Raw genomic sequence first — 17,415 nt, forward strand, 5'->3', positions numbered from 1 at the left:
CCAGGGTGAGGGGTGAGGGTACCAGACCGCACGCGATCAATTAAACGGTGCCTCCCCGTTCAACACCTTCTCAATCACGTTTAAAACGCCTTCATCGTTATTATGCTGCGCTTCAAACCGGGCGACCGCCTTAATATGCGGTTTGGCATTGGCCATCGCAAAGCTAAACCCTGATTGGCGCAACATTTCTACATCGTTGCCGCTGTCGCCAAAAGCCACCACGTCGCTGTTCTCTATGCCCCATCGCGCCTGCAAAATGCGCAAGCCGTTAGCTTTGTGCACGCCGGGGATAATGAGGTCGATACTGCCGTGACCGGTGGTGACGGGCACCATAATATCGCCCAGTCTTTCATGCAGCAGCGCCTGAATACGCGGAATTTCATCATCGGAAACGTTAAGCCCAAACTTGAAGAAAATATCGTTCAGGTTATCGAAATCACTGACCCTTTCGAGGCGGTGATAATATTTTGAGGCCATATCGATGAAGGCATCGTCATAGGCTTTGAGGGTGTAGGCGCTGCCTTTGCCGCAGGCAATTATCTCAATGCCCGGAACGTCATTTAACACGTTCGCGACGGTCTCGAAATGGGCTTTCGACAGTTCACCGTTAAAGACATCTTCACCTTCGCTCACGACCCAGCCGCCGTTTTCGGCAACAAACGCAATTTCATGCGCGATCTCCGGGAAAAAGGAGATCAACTGGTAGTATTGGTTGCCGCTGGCAACCACAAAACGAATGCCTTGCGCCTTCATGCGCGCGTACTGCGCCAGAAAACGCGCGCGGTTGTACGTCTTCGCATCACTCAGGAAGGTGCCATCCATGTCGACTGCAATCAGTTTAACGCTCATATCCCTTCTCCAGTGTCGTTTGTTCTGTTTCCGGCTTTGCCACAGCGCGCGCCACCAGCGCCGCGATAATGACTAACCCTAATACCACCAGCATGGCGCTGCGCAGGCCGTAGTGCTCCCCGAGGAAACCGAGCAGCGGCGGTCCCACCAGGAAGGCGAGGTAACCGGTGGTCGCCACTACGCTGACGCGCGTTGGCGCATCCGGGCCGGTGTCGCTGGCGGCGGAAATGGTCAGCGGGAAGCCAAGTGATGCTCCCAGTCCCCACAGGATCACGGAAACGCCTGCAATCCAGTCCACGTCCACAAAGATGATCATCGCGATGCCTAACCCGCCGAGAAGGGCACTGGCGCGCACCACCGCTACGCGACTGTAGCGGTCGATAAACCAGCCGCCGGTGAAGCGCCCGACGGTCATCCCCAGCGTAAATCCGGCGTAAATCAGCGAGCCGGAGGTCGGGCTGAAGCCGTGACCGTCCACCATCAGCAGCGGTAGCCAGTCGTTGGCGGAACCTTCCGCGAACGCCATTGCCAGCACCACCACGCCGATCAGCATCAGCTGGAAGTCGCGGTAGAAGGGCAGCCCTTTTTCGGCCGAGTGCTGTTCGCCAGCGGAATTCTTACCGGTGCCGTCCGGGATCGCCCGGATGCCCGTCAGGATCGGAATAATACACACCAGCGCCGCCAGTAAAATATGCAGATTGGCCGCCACGCCAAACGCCGTCAGCGCCATCCCCACGCCCGCACCCGCCAGCGTGCCGAGGCTGTAAAAGCCGTGCATCATCGGCAGCACGGTTTTGTTCATCTCACGCTCGACAGATGCCCCTTCGACGTTAATCGCCACTTCCGCCGCGCCGAAGCTGCCGCCAAAGACCGTCAGCCCCAGGGCAAACAGGACCGGCGAGGCAAACCACAGCGCCGCGCTCAGCACCATCATCCCGAACACCGCGCAGCACATAGTGGTGCGGATCACCGCCCGCGTGCCAAAGCGTTTAACCAGCCACGCGGAGCAGAGAATGCCGCTCATGGAGCCTATCGACAGGCCGAACAGCACGATGCCCATCTCGGCGGTAGAGACGGACAAAATATCGCGAATAGCCGGGGTGCGCGTGGCCCAGGAGGCCATCAGCAGCCCGGGAATAAAGAAGAACATAAACAGCGCCCACATGCGTAATTGCAGGGCCTTACGGGGAGAGGTCAGCGTCATTGGGGTAGCACCAGAAGTACAACAATAGCGACAACACTAGCAAGTTTGTGTACATTTGTACATAAACCGGATGAGGAATTTATGAGCAGACCACCCAACGATCCGCACCGCCGGGAAAAAATACTCCAGGCGACGCTGGACACCATCGCTGAGCACGGTATTCACGCCGTCACGCACCGTAAAATCGCCTCCTGCGCGGGCGTGCCGCTGGGGTCGATGACCTACTATTTTGACGGTATGGAATCGCTGCTGGAAGAGGCCTTTACGTGGTTTACCCGGCAGATGTCGCAGCAGTACCGGGATTTCTTTGCGGGCGTCACAGGACCGGAAATGGCGTGTGAGTCCATCACCACGCTGATCCATAGCTCGCAGGTGACCACGCCGCACAACATGGCGCTGATGTACCAATTGTACGCTTTTATGCACCGCAGCGCGGCCCTTAAAACGGTGATGCAGGACTGGATGAAGATGAGCCAGGACACGCTGGAGCAGTGGTTCGACCCGGTCACTACCCGCGCGCTGGATGCGTTTATTGAAGGGATGACGCTGCATTTTGTCACCGACCGCAAGCCGTTAAGCCGGGAGGAGATCCGCGCGATGGTGGGCAGGATTGCGGGCGAGGGCGGCTGCTAGGTTGCGCCCGCGGTCATATTGACGGTGGTTCCCGTCATGGCGCCTGCCGCATCTGAGACCAGAAACGTAATCGTGTCTGCCACCTGTGCCAGCGTCGGCAGGCGATGCGTCAGGGTACTTTGCGCGGCACCGCTGAGAAACTGCTCAACCGTTATCCCCATCGCCTGCGCCTTGGCGGCGAAAATGGCACCTACATACGAACCCGCCTGCACCGCGTCGGCTATCGCGTGCGAACGCACGCAGAGTACCCGAATATTTTGTGCCCCTAGCTCAGCCGCAAGCGCCCGGGTCAAGGCTTCCGTTCCCGCGCAGCCAACGATATGCCCGAGGTGGCCCGCCATCGTCATGTTTGAGGCGGGGGCGACGACGGTAATTATGGTTCCGGCATGCTCGCCGCCCATGCGGGGCGATACGGCTTTCGCAATGTTGAAATATGCGGCCAGGAAGGGATCGAAACCCTGTCTGAACTCGTCGAGCGTTAACGCCTGCAGGCGTTTTCCCTGATCGTGCATAAAGCCCGTGGCGTTGACGACGATATCAATGTGGGCAAGGTCGGGGAGCTGCGCGGAGGCATCAAGCGCATCGAAAACAAACGTGCTGGCAGACCCGCCGTCGGCGCGAATGCTGTCGGCGACCTGCTCCAGCCTGGCGTGGCTGCGCGCGGCAAGGTAGACATCCGCTCCCTCGCGCGCCAGCGCGTGCGCCGCTGCGCTGCCGATAGCGCCGCTGCCGCCGAAGATGACGGCGGTTTTGTTTTTAAGTCCCATACCTGCATCCCCTCACCAGACCTAACCCTCAACAGTATGTGCTGGGTTTCGGCTGATGCAACCCAGCCGGTAGGCGGGATACGCCGCGGGCAAGCCTTACTGTGCCATTATCAATAGCTTACTTTTGCGAGATTTTTTTCCCGCTGGCGTCCACCACGGCTTCGCCATCCTCTTTGGTAAACGCCCCTTTTTGCGCGTCCGGCAGGATATCGAGGACGACTTCAGACGGACGGCACAGGCGCGTGCCCAGCGGCGTTACCACGATCGGACGGTTAATCAGGATCGGGTGTTGCAGCATAAAACCGATAAGCTGGTCGTCGGTGAAGTTAGCTTCGGCAAGGCCAAGCTGCTCATAGGGATCCACGTTTTTACGCAGCAGGTCCCGCACTGAAATGCCCATATCGGCAATCAGTGTGGTCAGCTTATCGCGCGACGGTGGAGTTTCCAGATAGAGGATAATCTCTGGCTCCGTGCCGCTGTTGCGGATCATCTCCAGCGTGTTGCGCGAGGTGCCGCAGGCGGGGTTGTGGTAGATAGTTATGTGGCTCATATCAGTGGCTCATTACAGTGTGAAGGAGAGACGTAGCGCCAGCGCGGCCAGCGTCACAAACAGGACGGGCAGCGTCATAACGATGCCCGTCCGGAAATAGTAGCCCCAGGTAATCGTCATGTTTTTCTGCGCCAGCACGTGAAGCCAGAGCAGGGTGGCGAGGCTACCGATAGGCGTGATTTTCGGCCCCAAATCGCAGCCAATCACGTTGGCATAAATCATCGCGTCCTTGATCAGTCCCGTTGCCGTACTGCCTTCAATGGAGAGCGCGCCAATCAGCACCGTGGGCATATTGTTCATTATGGATGACAGGAACGCGGTGATGAACCCGGTTCCCAGCGTGGTGGCCCACAGCCCGTGTCCGGCCAGGCTATTCAGTACGCCTGTGAGAGAGTCCGTCAGCCCGGCATTGCGCAGGCCATACACCACCAGATACATCCCCAGCGAAAAGATAACGATCTGCCACGGTGCGCCGCGCAGCACTTTCCCTGTGTTTATCGCATGTCCGCGCTTTGCGACAGCGAACAAAATCAGCGCGCCGACGGTCGCAATGGCGCTGACCGGAATGCCGAGAGGCTCAAGTACGAAGAAACCGACGAGAAGCAGCAGTAGGACGATCCAGCCCGTTCTGAACGTCGGGAGGTCGTGAATGGCGCGTGCGGGCTCGCGGAGTTTTGCCAGGTCATATTCCGGGGGAATTTCCTTACGGAAGAAGAGGTGCAGCATCACCAGCGTTGCGGCAATCGCGGCGATATCCACCGGGATCATCACTGAGGCGTATTCGCTGAACCCCAGCTTAAAGAAGTCAGCCGACACGATGTTGACCAGGTTGGACACAATCAGCGGCAGGCTGGCGGTATCGGCGATAAAACCTGCTGCCATCACAAACGCCAGCGTCGCCTGCTTGCTGAACCCCAGCGCCAGCAGCATGGCGATAACGATAGGGGTCAGGATCAGCGCTGCACCGTCATTGGCAAACAGCGCCGCCACGGCTGCACCCAGCAGCACGATATACGTAAACAGCAATCGCCCGCGACCGTTTCCCCAGCGGGCAACGTGCAGCGCCGCCCACTCGAAAAAGCCGGACTCATCCAGCAGCAGGCTGATGATGATGACGGCGATAAACGTTGCCGTGGCGTTCCAGACGATATTCCACACCACCGGAATATCGTTAATGTGAATCACGCCGCTGGCCAGCGCCAGTACGGCGCCGATGGTGGCGCTCCAGCCGATACTGAGCCCTTTGGGCTGCCAAATGACCAGTACCAGCGTAAACAGAAAAATAGCCCCTGCCAGAAACATCGTTTACTCCGTTATATCTGTTTTGGTGAATGTATTGCGATCAGCATGCGCCCGGTAGTCGGTTTTTCAGCTTCATGCGCGTCTCTTCCCGCAGGCAGTTCCAGCTGTTATCGATAATGGTTGCCGCCCACGCAGGCATGTTGGGAGAGAGACGGTAATGGACCCATTTCCCCTCGCGACGGTCGATAACCAGCCCTGACTCGCGCAGCAAGGCCATGTGGCGGGAGACCTTCGGCTGCGACTCGGTGGTTGCGGAGCAGAGATCGCAGACGCACAGCTCGCCCGCTTCGCGGAGCAGCATGACGATGGCGAGCCGCGTTTCGTCGGAGAGGGTTTTGAAGAGCTGGAGCGGGTGGAGCATGGGAATTCCTGCAGGTGTAATAATATATATATGGATAATCATATATGTTTTGATTGCAGGAGAGAAGCAGAGATGAGAGGTACGGGAATTTCAGGCAACAAAAAACCCATCAACCTTGAACCAAAACGGCGGGGTTGATGGGCTCCACAAATTGGGGACATCAAAGAAAAGCAGTGGCACTAGTTATGACTGCCCCCTGATAAAAAAGTTCTGCGCGTAACGAAAATAATTTTCACCACGCGCAAACTTGAGACTTATCCGAGTCCTGGCCAGATGATGATGATCAGCGTACCCGCCAGCGTGAGCAGTACGTTAGCGATAGCATAGGTGCCTGCATACCCCAGGGCCGGGATATTGCTGCGCGCGGTATCGCTGATAATTTCCATGGCAGGCGCACAGGTACGTGCGCCCATCATTGCCCCGAAGAGCAGGGCGCGGTTCATGCGCAGCACGTAGGCGCCGAACAAGAAGCAAATAACCACCGGCACCAGGCTGACGATAAGTCCGGAAACCAACATCTGCCAGCCGACGGCACCCAGGCTGTGGCCGATGCCGCTCCCGGCGCTCAAGCCGACGCCTGCCATAAACACCATCAGACCAAACTCTTTCACCATGTTCAGTGCGCCCTGCGGAATGTAGCCGAAGGTTGGGTGGTTGGCTCGCAGGAAGCCCAGCATGATCCCGGCGAACAGCAGCCCGGCGGCGTTACCGATGCCGAAGCTAAAGTTGCTGAACTGGAAGGTGATCATCCCGATCATCAGGCCGACGATAAAGAACGCGCAGAAGGCCAGCAGGTCGGTGACCTGGCTGTGGATGGAGATAAAGCCGATGCGGTCAGCAACGGTTTTCACGCGTCGTGCGTCGCCGCTCACCTGCAAAACGTCACCTTTGTTGAGCACGACGTTGTCGTCGATGGGCATCTCAATCTGGCTGCGGATCACGCGGTTGAGGAAGCAGCCGTGGTCGGTTAGCTTCAGCTGCGCCAGACGGCGGCCAACGGCGTTATGGTTTTTCACCACGATCTCTTCGGTGACGATACGCATGTCGAGCAGGTCGCGGTCGAACACCTCTTTACCGTTGCGGAAGCTCGGATCGAGACGGGCATGAGCGTCCGGGTAACCCACCAGCGCGATGTCATCGCCCATCTGCAGCACCGCGTCGCCGTCCGGGTTTGCCAGAATGCCGTTGCGTCGAATACGTTCGATGTAACAGCCCGTCTGGCGGTAAATGCCCAGCTCGCGCAGGTTTTTGCCGTCGGTCCAGGCCACCAGCTCCGGCCCGACGCGATAGGCGCGGATCACAGGTAGATAGACTTTACGCTTGGTGTCCGTGTCCAGGCCGCGCTCGCGAGCAATTGTCTGTGCGCTGGTCTGCAGATCCTGGTGCTGCAATTTTGGCAGGTAGCGCGCACCGACAATCAGGCTCACCAGACCAATAAGGTAAGTCAATGCATAGCCCAGACTCAGGTGGTCGAGCGCGGTGGAAAGCTGTGCGCCTTGCATGCCGGAATGACGCAGGGTATCACCCGCACCCACCAGCACCGGGGTGGATGTCATGGAGCCTGCCAGCATACCGGCAGTTAACCCGATATCCCAGCCAAACAGTTTGCCCAGTCCTAACGCAATCAGCAGCGCGCTGCCGACCATCACCAGCGCCAGCATCAGGTAATTTTTGCCGTCGCGGAAGAAAATTGAAAAAAAGTTCGGCCCCGCTTCCACGCCAACACAAAAAATAAACAGCATGAAGCCTAAATTGAGCGCATCCGTGTTAATACTGAAATGCTGCTGACCTAATAATAAAGAGACGACTAAAACGCCAATGGAATTACCCAGTTGAACTGAACCCAGGCGCAATTTACCCAGGCAAAGGCCCAACGCCAGTACCACAAATAATAACAGGATGTAATTCCCATTTAACAAGTCTGCGACGTTTATATTCACGGAGGCTAACTTCTTGTTTACCAGTAAGTTGTTGAATGAAAGGACTATTTGGGCTACTGTTTTTAGGGCCAGGGAAAGACTTCACGACTCCCTGCTTCCTAATAAATTCCCTAAAACATGCGCTGGCGGTTAGTTTAATCGTATTAGCTACCGACAGCCACCTATTATCGCATCAGCCTGTGCGTGCTTTGGCAAGGATTGCCGTACTGCTTTATCTGACTGGGCGTCCACTGGACGAAGTTGTATTTGATAGAGATAAGTCAGGAGGATAGTTTGAACATTAAACGAAACTGGGCGGGCGTGGTCAGCTGCTTTTTGCTGTTTACGGTCGTTTGCATGTCGCTCGCTTTTAATGTGAAGGGGGCATTCAGGGCGTCCGGTCATCCGGAACTGGGCTTGCTCTTTTTCATCCTGCCGGGCGCCGCAGCCAGTTTTCTCTCGCGTAAAGGAGAGGTAATCAAGCCTCTGCTCGGGGCCATGCTGGCAGCACCGCTGTGCCTGCTGATGATGCGTCTGATGTATGTCCCGACAAGAAGTTTGTGGCAGGAGCTGGCGTGGTTACTGAGCGGGGTGTTCTGGTGTGCGCTGGGGGCGCTTTGCTATCTGTTTGTGCGCAGCCTGCTGCACCGGCGCAAACATCCGCAATAAAAACGCCCTCGCGGTGAGGGCATCTTCGCATTACTGAGCAGCAAACAGGCCCAGGTTTTCTTTGGCGTAGGCTTCAAAGTCAGTGCAGCCGCCGATGTGTTTCTGATCGAGGAAGATCTGCGGTACGGTTTCAACCGGCTTGCCGACGGTTTTTTCGAGATCCGCTTTGGTGATGCCTTCCGCGTGGATATCCACGTAGCGGAAGTTGAAGTCATCGCGCTCTTCGGTCAGTTTCTCAGCCAGCTCTTTCGCGCGAACACAGTAAGGGCACCCTGGACGACCAAAAATTACTGCAAACATTTCTCTCTCCTCAAAAAACAAGCCTGACGGCGAATGACACGTATAGTGCCCCATAACCCGCCGTCATTAAAGAAGGTTTCGCCTGTCGTTATAATATCTATGAGCTATGTTTCGCCAATTACACCGCGCACATCATTGCCTATACTGGCTGCCATAAGGTTTTAGCAAGATAAAGAGAGAGAAGATGACGCCAACCATAGACCTGCTCCAGTCCCACCGTTCCATTCGCCACTTCACCGATGAGCCAATTACCGAGGCGCAGCGTGCCGCGATTATTGACAGCGCCAGGGCGACCTCCAGCTCCAGCTTCCTGCAGTGCAGTTCGATTATCCGCATCACCGACCCGGCCATGCGCGAGCAGCTGGTCACGCTGACCGGCGGGCAGAAGCATGTGGCGCAGGCGGCAGAGTTCTGGGTGTTCTGCGCCGACTTTAACCGCCATCTGCAAATCTGCCCTGAAGCCGAACTGGGGCTGGCCGAACAGCTGCTGCTGGGCGTGGTGGATACTGCGTTGATGGCGCAAAACGCCTTTACGGCGGCGGAATCGCTGGGGTTAGGCGGCGTCTACATCGGCGGCCTGCGCAATAACATCGAAAGTGTGACCGAGCTGCTGAAGCTGCCAAAACATGTGCTGCCGCTGTTCGGCCTGTGCCTCGGCTGGCCTGCGGATAACCCGGATCTGAAACCGCGTATTCCTGCGGCGATGCTGGTGCATGAAAACCACTACCAGCCGGTCAATCAGGACGTCCTGAATCAGTATGATGAAGAGCTGGCGAACTACTACATGACGCGCGGCAGCAATAACCGTCGCGATACCTGGACTGACCATATTCGTCGCACCATCATTAAAGAAAATCGCCCGTTTATTCTCGATTATCTTCATAAACAGGGCTGGGCGACGCGGTAGTCCATTCCTCCTGCGCCTCGTGTATGATAGGCAGGCTTTATCCATGTCTTCAGAGAGGTGCAGGGTGAAAATTGCCATATTGTCCCGGGATGGAACGCTCTATTCATGTAAACGCCTGCGCGAGGCGGCGGCAAAACGCGGGCATCAGGTTGAGATCCTCGATCCGATGTCCTGCTATATGAACATCGACCCTGCTGCGTCGTCGATTCACTACAAAGGCCGCAAGCTGCCGCATTTCGATGCGGTGATCCCCCGCATCGGCTCTCAGATCACCTATTACGGCACCGCCGCGCTGCGCCAGTTCGAGATGCTGGGCAGCTATCCGCTCAATGAATCTGTCGCCATTTCCCGCGCCCGCGATAAACTGCGTTCGCTACAGCTGCTCGCCCGTCAGGGGATTGATCTTCCCGTCACCGGAATTGCCCATTCACCGGATGACACCAGCGATCTGATCGACATGGTGGGCGGTGCGCCGCTGGTCATCAAACTGGTGGAAGGCACGCAGGGTATTGGCGTGGTGCTGGCAGAAACGCGGCAGGCAGCGGAAAGCGTGATTGACGCCTTTCGCGGCCTGAATGCGCATATTCTGGTGCAGGAGTATATCGAAGAGGCCAAAGGTCGCGATATTCGCTGCTTCGTGGTCGGAAATGAGGTGGTTGCCGCCATCGAGCGTCAGGCGAAAGAGGGCGATTTCCGTTCAAATCTCCATCGCGGGGGCGTGGCGCGGGTTGCAGAGATCAGCGAGCGTGAACGAGAGATTGCCGTAAAGGCGGCGCAAACGCTGGGGCTGGACGTGGCCGGAGTCGATCTTCTGCGGGCGACACGCGGGCCGCTGGTAATGGAGGTCAATGCCTCGCCGGGGCTGGAAGGCGTGGAAAAAACCACAGGTGTCGATATTGCGGGTAAAATGATCGCCTGGATCGAGCGTCATGCCACGCCGGGTTACTGTCTGAAAACGGGCGGTTAAATGGTATTGAGCACGCTTTTTGCGTAATCTATGCAAAGTTTTTATATAAGAGGCTGCACAGCGATGGATTTACAGGTCGTTCCAACACTGGATACGTTACGTCAATGGCTTGATGATGCCGGTATCACCTTCTTTGAATGCGATTCCTGCCAGGCGCTGCATCTGCCTCATATGCAGAATTTCGACGCCATTTTAGATGCTAAAGTCGATCTGATTAACGACGTGATCCTTTTCTCCGCGCTGGCCGAAGTGAAGCCGTCCGCGCTGCTGGCGCTGGCTTCCGATCTCTCGGCCATCAACGCCAGTTCCTTGACGGTGAAAGCATTTCTCGACATACAGGATGATAATCTGCCAAAACTGGTCGTTTGCCAGTCTTTATTCTCCGGTGCTGGCTTATCCTTTAAGCAGTTCGCCTGGTTTATGCGCTTGAGTGAAGAGCAAATTTCGATGGTCATGATGGAAGCCAATGCACATCATCTGCTGTATAGCGCGGAAGATGACGCAGAGAATAATGATGCATCTCCCAATTTTCTCCACTAAGCCTATCTGACTTTTGCGCAGTCGCTGCCAGAGCGGCTGCATAACGCCATTTTTTCTGCTGCTTTTAACCTTTCCTTAAAGAATTTTTCACCTCCCTGAAGGCCCTTTCGGCTTATCACGTAGACATAACCTGCATAAAAAATTGATAAAAGGCGTTTTTTCGTCTGGGCTATAGCCGGAGACACGGGCTACAGTTATTCTTGCGATGCTTACAAAAAAGCGAGCGGAACCTGCCAGGAAAGGGGTTTATTTTTATTTCGGGCAGAACGACAAACTATGCATGATTTTTGCATATATCCAGATTGCACAGTTTTGGTTCGTTTGTTAACGAGCTTTCAGAAGGAATAACACTATGATCGCCTTGAATAAAAAATGGTTATCGGGTCTGGTTGCGGGTGCTCTGATGGCCGTCTCTGCCGGCACGCTCGCTGCGGAACAAAAAACGCTGCACGTTTATAACTGGTCTGACTATATCGCGCCGGATACGGTCGCTAATTTTGAAAAAGAGACCGGCATTAAAGTGGTCTATGACGTTTTCGATTCCAACGAAGTGCTGGAAGGAAAACTGATGGCGGGCAGCACCGGTTTTGACCTGGTGGTGCCCTCTGCGAGCTTCCTTGAGCGTCAGCTGACCGCAGGCGTTTTCCAGCCGCTGGATAAGAGCAAATTATCGAACTGGAAAAACCTCGACCCGGAAGTGCTGAAGCTGGTGGCGAAGCACGACCCGGACAACAAATACGCGATGCCTTATCTGTGGGCGACCACCGGTATCGGCTACAACGTCGATAAAGTGAAAGCGGCGCTCGGCCCGGACGTCAAGCTGGACAGCTGGGATGTGGTGCTGAAGCCGGAAAACCTTGAGAAACTGAAAAGCTGCGGCGTCTCCTTCCTTGATGCGCCGGAAGAGATTTTCGCCACCGTGCTGAATTACCTGGGTAAAGACCCGAACAGCAACAAAGCCAATGACTACACCGGCCCGGCGACCGATCTGCTGCTGAAGCTGCGTCCAAATATTCGCTACTTCCACTCTTCCCAGTACATCAACGACCTGGCAAACGGCGACATCTGCGTCGCAATCGGCTGGGCAGGTGACGTGTGGCAGGCGGCTAACCGCGCGAAAGAGGCGAAAAACGGCGTGAACGTCTCTTACTTCATTCCAAAAGAGGGGGCGCTGGCGTTCTTCGACGTCTTCGCGATGCCTGCTGATGCGAAGAACAAAGACGAAGCCTATCAGTTCCTCAACTATCTGATGCGCCCGGACGTGATTGCCCACATCAGCGACCATGTTTACTACGCGAACGGTAACAAGGCCTCGGTGCCGCTGGTAAGCGAAGAGATCCGCAATAACCCGGCGATTTATCCACCGGCAGACGTGTTTGCCAAGCTGTTCACCCTGAAAGTTCAGGATCCCAAAATTGACCGCGTGCGTACCCGCGCGTGGACCAAGGTGAAGAGCGGTAAATAACTTACCGTGAGTCGTAGGCCGGGCAAGCGTTAGCGACCCCGGCAACAGGCGCACCGTTCTGGTGCGCCTGCACCAGTTTTGATCTCTACCGGAGAACACCCCGTGAATGACGCGATCCCCCGCCCGCAGGCGAAAGTCCGTAAAGCGCTGACCCCGCTGCTTGAAATTCGTAACCTCACCAAATCTTTCGACGGCCAGCATGCCGTGGACGACGTCAGCCTGACGATCTACAAAGGCGAAATCTTCGCGCTGCTGGGCGCATCCGGCTGTGGAAAATCGACCCTGCTGCGTATGCTGGCGGGTTTTGAACAGCCTACCGCCGGGCAAATCGTGCTGGACGGCGTAGACCTGTCCAGCGTGCCGCCGTATCAGCGTCCGATTAATATGATGTTTCAGTCCTACGCGCTGTTTCCGCACATGACGGTGGAGCAAAACATCGCCTTTGGCCTGAAGCAGGACAAACTGCCGAAGGCTGAAATTACCGCGCGCGTGGCCGAGATGCTGAGCCTGGTGCACATGCAGGAGTTCGCGAAGCGTAAACCGCACCAGCTCTCCGGCGGCCAGCGCCAGCGCGTGGCGCTGGCCCGCAGTCTGGCAAAACGTCCGAAATTATTGCTGCTCGACGAACCGATGGGCGCGCTGGATAAAAAGCTGCGTGACCGCATGCAGCTCGAAGTGGTGGACATTCTCGAGCGCGTGGGCGTGACCTGCGTGATGGTTACCCACGACCAGGAAGAGGCGATGACCATGGCCGGACGTATCGCGATCATGAACCGCGGTAAGTTCGTGCAGATCGGCGAGCCGGAAGAGATTTACGAGCATCCGACTACGCGCTACAGCGCGGAGTTTATCGGCTCGGTGAACGTCTTCGAAGGGCTGTTGAAAGATCGTCAGGAAGACGGGCTGGTCATCGAATCGCCGGGGCTGCAGCATCCGCTTAAGGTCGACTCTGATAACTCGGTATTAGATAACGTGCCGGTCTACGTTGCTCTGCGTCCAGAGAAGATCATGCTCTGTGAGGATCCGCCTGCCGATGGCTATAACTTTGCCGTCGGGGAAGTGGTGCACATTGCCTATCTGGGCGACCTGTCTATTTACCATGTGCGTCTGAAAAGCGGACAAATGCTCAGCGCCCAGTTGCAGAACGAACATCGCTATCGCAAGGGACAGCCGACCTGGGGCGACGAAGTACGCCTGTGCTGGGATGCAGACAGCTGCGTCGTACTGACGGTATAAGGAGCGATCATGAGTACACTTGAACCTCCAGCCCGCGTCAAAAAACCGGGCGGTTTTGCCCACTGGCTGGCGCGCATGCAGATGAACCACGGCCGCAAGCTGGTGATCGCCATGCCGTATATCTGGCTGATCCTGCTGTTCCTGCTGCCGTTCCTGATTGTTTTCAAGATCAGCCTGGCAGAAATGGCGCGGGCGATCCCGCCGTATACCAACCTGCTGGACTGGGCCGACGGGCAGCTGACGCTGACCTTAAACTTGGGCAATTTCCTGCAGCTCACCGACGACCCGCTCTATTTCGAAGCCTATTTGCAGTCGCTGCAGGTGGCGGCGATCTCGACGATCTGCTGCCTTCTCATGGGCTATCCGCTGGCCTGGGCGGTCGCGCACAGCAAGCCGTCGACGCGGAATATTTTGCTGCTGCTGGTGATTTTGCCGTCGTGGACCTCGTTCCTGATCCGCGTTTACGCGTGGATGGGGATCCTGAAAAACAACGGCATACTGAATAACTTTCTGATGTGGCTCGGGGTAATCGACCAGCCGTTGACCATCCTGCATACCAACCTTGCGGTCTATATCGGGATTGTTTACGCCTATCTACCGTTTATGGTGCTGCCGATATACACGGCCCTGACGCGCATTGATTACTCGCTGGTGGAAGCGTCGCTCGATCTCGGCGCGCGCCCGTTGAAAACGTTCTTCAGCGTCATTGTCCCGCTGACCAAAGGCGGCATTATCGCCGGGTCAATGCTGGTCTTTATCCCGGCGGTAGGGGAGTTTGTGATCCCTGAACTGCTCGGCGGCCCGGACAGCATCATGATTGGCCGCGTGCTGTGGCAGGAGTTCTTCAATAACCGCGACTGGCCGGTGGCCTCGGCGGTGGCGATCGTGATGCTGTTGCTGCTGATCGTGCCGATCATGTGGTTCCACAAGCATCAGCAGAAACAGATGGGAGACCACGGATGAACAACTTACCGGTAGTGCGCTCCCCGTGGCGAATTGCGATCCTGGTGATTGGCTTTACCTTCCTGTATGCACCGATGCTGATGCTGGTGATCTACTCCTTCAACAGCTCTAAGCTGGTAACGGTCTGGGCGGGCTGGTCGACGCGCTGGTACAGCGAGCTGTTCCACGACGATGCGATGATGAGCGCGGTGGGGCTGAGCCTGACCATTGCCGCCCTGGCGGCCACGATGGCCTGTGTTCTGGGCACCATCGCCGCGCTGGTGATGGTGCGCTTCGGGCGTTTTCGCGGTTCGAACGGCTTTGCCTTTATGATCACCGCGCCGCTGGTGATGCCGGATGTGATCACCGGCCTGTCGCTGCTGCTGCTGTTCGTTGCCCTGGCGCACGCCATCGGCTGGCCGGCGGATCGCGGCATGCTCACCATCTGGCTGGCCCACGTCACCTTCTGTACCGCCTACGTGGCGGTGGTGATCTCGTCACGTATGCGCGAGCTGGATCGCTCTATTGAGGAGGCTGCGATGGATCTCGGCGCCACGCCGCTGAAGGTCTTCTTCATCATCACGCTGCCGATGATTATGCCTGCGGTGATCTCCGGCTGGCTGCTGGCGTTTACGCTCTCGCTCGACGATCTGGTTATCGCCAGTTTCGTTTCCGGGCCGGGCGCGACGACGCTGCCAATGCTGGTCTTCTCCAGCGTGCGTATGGGGGTGAATCCGGAGATCAACGCCCTGGCGTCAATTATCCTCGGCGTAGTCGGAATTGTCGGATTTATCGCCTGGTATTTGATGGCGCGCGCGGAAAAGCAGCGGGTGCGTGATATCCAGCGTGCAAGACGCGGCTGAAGCATTTAAAATTTCCAGTGAAGTGCCGCGCATGACGCGGCACTGTTTTTCAGGGAAGTAAAACATTGGGATTCTTTCAAAAAACACGTCATACGCATGCTCGTCCGAACGTTCCTGCGCTGGTGCAGGTGGCGGCGCTCGCCATTATTATGATCCGCTGTCTGGACGTGCTGATGATTCTGAACACCTTAGGCGCCCGCGGCATCGGTGAATTCATTCACCGCAGCGTACAGACGTGGAATCTGACGCTGGTTTTTTTGAGCAGCCTGGTGCTGGTGTTTATTGAAATCTACTGTGCATTCTCGCTGGTCAAAGGGCGCAACTGGGCGCGCTGGGTCTATCTGCTGACGCAAATCATTGCTGCGGGTTATTTGTGGGCGGCTTCGCTGGGCTACGGATATCCTGAACTGTTTAGCATTCCCGGTGGTTCCCGGCGGGAAATTTTCCAGTCGCTGGTGATGCAAAAGCTTCCGGACATGCTGGTGCTCTGCCTGCTTTATATCCCGGCTTCCAGTCGGAGATTCTTCCGCCTGCAATAATGTGTATACACGTCATCCTTCAAGCCGTCTCTGCGTTGGCCGCGTCTGTTCACCCCAGTCACTTACTTGAGTAAGCTCCTGGGGATTCTCAGACTTGCCGCCTTGATACAACTTGAATGATTTTGTGTATATAATCGCAGCCCTCGTGATTCTTAAGGTTTTCATATGCAGTGCGCACTCTTTGACGCCGGACGCTGCCGCTCCTGTCAGTGGATAGAACAGCCGGTCTCTCAACAACTCACCGCCAAAATGGCCAACCTGCAACAGCTGCTGGCAGCACACGCGGTGGGCGAGTGGTGCGCACCCGTCAGCGGCCCGGAGCAGGGCTTTCGCAACAAAGCCAAAATGGTGGTCAGCGGCAGCGTTGAAAAACCGCTGCTGGGAATGTTACACCGCGACGGCACGCCGGAAGACTTAACCGACTGTCCGCTTTACCCCGCCTCGTTTGAGCCCGTCTTTGCCGCACTGAAACCTTTTATCGCGCGTGCGGGCTTAACGCCTTACAACGTCGCCCGCAAGCGCGGCGAGCTGAAATACCTTCTGCTGACCGAAAGCCAGAAAGACGGCGGCTTGATGCTGCGCTTCGTGCTGCGCTCCGAATCCAAGCTGGAGCAGTTGCGCGCGGCGATACCGTGGCTGCAGGAACAGCTTGTGCAGCTTAAGGTCATTACCGCAAATATTCAGCCGGTGCATATGGCGATCATGGAGGGGGAGAAAGAGATTTTCTTCACCGAACAGCACGCGCTGGCCGAGAATTTCAACGATGTGCCACTGTGGATCCGCCCGCAAAGCTTCTTCCAGACTAACCCGGCCGTGGCAAGCAGTCTGTACGCCACCGCCCGCGACTGGGTGCGTGCGTTAAACATCCAGCATATGTGGGATCTGTTCTGCGGCGTGGGCGGCTTTGGCCTGCACTGCGCGACGCCAGAGATGCAGCTCACCGGAATTGAGATCTCCGCCGAAGCGATTGCCTGCGCGAAACAGTCCGCCGCCGAACTGGGGTTAACGAATCTGCGCTTCCAGGCGCTGGACTCCACCCAGTTTGCGACCGGCCAGGGCAACGTGCCGGAACTGGTGCTGGTGAACCCGCCGCGCCGTGGCATCGGAAAGGCGCTGTGCGACTATCTGAGCCAGATGGCACCGGAATACATCGTTTACTCCAGCTGTAACGCGCAGACCATGGCGAAAGACATCGCTAACCTGCCGGGCTACCGCATTGAACGCGTGCAGCTTTTCGATATGTTCCCGCATACCGCGCATTATGAAGTGTTGACGTTGTTAATCCGTAGGCCGGGTAAGGCGTAGCCGCCACCCGGCATGAACCCCGCACAATGTTCAACAAAATGTGAACTCTTCATCCCTGCGAAATCAGGTAAGCTTACGTCATAAGAAATGATTGAAG

At 56.7% G+C, this 17,415-nt stretch carries 19 protein-coding genes; 11 read left to right on the forward strand and 8 right to left on the reverse strand.

Translation table 11 applies throughout. From position 1 onward, the window contains the following. Positions 1–36: 36 nt before the first annotated feature. Positions 37–849: a Cof-type HAD-IIB family hydrolase gene (locus ACOQH0_RS07300; RefSeq protein WP_042713522.1), complete on the reverse strand. Its 813-nt coding sequence runs from the start codon at positions 847–849 to the stop codon at positions 37–39. After that, positions 839–2,053: an MFS transporter gene (locus tag ACOQH0_RS07305; protein ID WP_421511878.1), complete on the reverse strand. Its 1,215-nt coding sequence runs from the start codon at positions 2,051–2,053 to the stop codon at positions 839–841. Before ACOQH0_RS07305 ends, ACOQH0_RS07300 begins: the two co-directional genes overlap by 11 nt. Positions 2,054–2,134: 81 nt before the next feature. Between ACOQH0_RS07305 and ACOQH0_RS07310 the strand changes: the two genes are divergently transcribed. Next, positions 2,135–2,686, forward strand: coding sequence for a TetR/AcrR family transcriptional regulator (locus ACOQH0_RS07310; protein WP_303570195.1), 552 nt, complete (start codon positions 2,135–2,137; stop codon positions 2,684–2,686). Here ACOQH0_RS07310 and ACOQH0_RS07315 read toward each other — a convergent pair. The 5 genes from ACOQH0_RS07315 to ACOQH0_RS07335 form a co-directional block, all read right to left on the reverse strand. Beyond that, positions 2,683–3,453 carry an SDR family NAD(P)-dependent oxidoreductase gene (locus ACOQH0_RS07315; protein WP_421511879.1) on the reverse strand — a complete coding sequence of 257 codons (771 nt, stop codon included), beginning with the start codon at positions 3,451–3,453 and terminating at the stop codon, positions 2,683–2,685. The genes ACOQH0_RS07310 and ACOQH0_RS07315 overlap by 4 nt on opposite strands. Before the next feature lie 118 nt (positions 3,454–3,571). Continuing rightward, positions 3,572–4,003 (reverse strand): glutaredoxin-dependent arsenate reductase, encoded by a 432-nt coding sequence (arsC, locus tag ACOQH0_RS07320; RefSeq protein ID WP_325826808.1) that lies wholly within the window; start codon positions 4,001–4,003, stop codon positions 3,572–3,574. A 12-nt stretch (positions 4,004–4,015) separates the two neighbouring features. Further along, positions 4,016–5,305 carry an arsenic transporter gene (locus ACOQH0_RS07325; protein WP_325826809.1) on the reverse strand — a complete coding sequence of 430 codons (1,290 nt, stop codon included), beginning with the start codon at positions 5,303–5,305 and terminating at the stop codon, positions 4,016–4,018. 40 nt (positions 5,306–5,345) lie between these two features. Beyond that, positions 5,346–5,666, reverse strand: coding sequence for a metalloregulator ArsR/SmtB family transcription factor (locus tag ACOQH0_RS07330; RefSeq protein ID WP_421511880.1), 321 nt, complete (start codon positions 5,664–5,666; stop codon positions 5,346–5,348). A 254-nt stretch (positions 5,667–5,920) separates the two neighbouring features. After that, positions 5,921–7,606 (reverse strand): aspartate:alanine antiporter, encoded by a 1,686-nt coding sequence (locus ACOQH0_RS07335; protein ID WP_089598996.1) that lies wholly within the window; start codon positions 7,604–7,606, stop codon positions 5,921–5,923. A 273-nt stretch (positions 7,607–7,879) separates the two neighbouring features. On the opposite strand from ACOQH0_RS07335, the gene ACOQH0_RS07340 reads away from it, so the two are divergent. Then, positions 7,880–8,254 carry an inner membrane protein YbjM gene (locus ACOQH0_RS07340; protein WP_042716356.1) on the forward strand — a complete coding sequence of 125 codons (375 nt, stop codon included), beginning with the start codon at positions 7,880–7,882 and terminating at the stop codon, positions 8,252–8,254. A gap of 30 nt (positions 8,255–8,284) precedes the next feature. Here ACOQH0_RS07340 and ACOQH0_RS07345 read toward each other — a convergent pair whose 3' ends face one another. Next, positions 8,285–8,554 (reverse strand): GrxA family glutaredoxin, encoded by a 270-nt coding sequence (locus ACOQH0_RS07345; protein ID WP_010429050.1) that lies wholly within the window; start codon positions 8,552–8,554, stop codon positions 8,285–8,287. Between the two features lie 184 nt (positions 8,555–8,738). Between ACOQH0_RS07345 and nfsA the strand changes: the two genes are divergently transcribed. The 9 genes from nfsA to rlmC all read left to right on the forward strand — a co-directional run bounded on the left by nfsA (position 8,739) and on the right by rlmC (position 17,318). Continuing rightward, on the forward strand, positions 8,739–9,461 hold the full coding sequence (nfsA, locus tag ACOQH0_RS07350; RefSeq protein ID WP_126543537.1) for a nitroreductase NfsA: 723 nt from the start codon (positions 8,739–8,741) through the stop codon (positions 9,459–9,461). A 64-nt stretch (positions 9,462–9,525) separates the two neighbouring features. After that, on the forward strand, positions 9,526–10,428 hold the full coding sequence (gene rimK, locus ACOQH0_RS07355) for a 30S ribosomal protein S6--L-glutamate ligase (RefSeq protein ID WP_010429057.1): 903 nt from the start codon (positions 9,526–9,528) through the stop codon (positions 10,426–10,428). A 63-nt stretch (positions 10,429–10,491) separates the two neighbouring features. After that, entirely contained in the window at positions 10,492–10,968 is a 477-nt protein-coding gene (locus tag ACOQH0_RS07360) for a YbjN domain-containing protein (protein WP_421511881.1), read from the forward strand. A gap of 352 nt (positions 10,969–11,320) precedes the next feature. Continuing rightward, entirely contained in the window at positions 11,321–12,433 is a 1,113-nt protein-coding gene (gene potF / locus ACOQH0_RS07365; RefSeq protein ID WP_010429062.1) for a spermidine/putrescine ABC transporter substrate-binding protein PotF, read from the forward strand. Positions 12,434–12,535: 102 nt separating this feature from the next. Next, on the forward strand, positions 12,536–13,669 hold the full coding sequence (potG, locus tag ACOQH0_RS07370; RefSeq protein WP_042716353.1) for a putrescine ABC transporter ATP-binding subunit PotG: 1,134 nt from the start codon (positions 12,536–12,538) through the stop codon (positions 13,667–13,669). 9 nt (positions 13,670–13,678) lie between these two features. Next, on the forward strand, positions 13,679–14,632 hold the full coding sequence (gene potH / locus ACOQH0_RS07375) for a putrescine ABC transporter permease PotH (protein WP_042716351.1): 954 nt from the start codon (positions 13,679–13,681) through the stop codon (positions 14,630–14,632). After that, positions 14,629–15,474, forward strand: a complete 846-nt coding sequence (gene potI, locus ACOQH0_RS07380) for a putrescine ABC transporter permease PotI (RefSeq protein ID WP_218307940.1) — start codon at positions 14,629–14,631, stop codon at positions 15,472–15,474. Before potH ends, potI begins: the two co-directional genes overlap by 4 nt. Positions 15,475–15,539: 65 nt before the next feature. Then, positions 15,540–16,013, forward strand: coding sequence for a YbjO family protein (locus ACOQH0_RS07385; protein ID WP_042716348.1), 474 nt, complete (start codon positions 15,540–15,542; stop codon positions 16,011–16,013). A gap of 165 nt (positions 16,014–16,178) precedes the next feature. Further along, on the forward strand, positions 16,179–17,318 hold the full coding sequence (gene rlmC, locus ACOQH0_RS07390) for a 23S rRNA (uracil(747)-C(5))-methyltransferase RlmC (protein ID WP_421511882.1): 1,140 nt from the start codon (positions 16,179–16,181) through the stop codon (positions 17,316–17,318). Positions 17,319–17,415 lie beyond the last annotated feature (97 nt).

The organism is Enterobacter sp. JS8-1 (assembly GCF_049187015.1).
GTDB lineage: Bacteria > Pseudomonadota > Gammaproteobacteria > Enterobacterales > Enterobacteriaceae > Enterobacter > Enterobacter mori.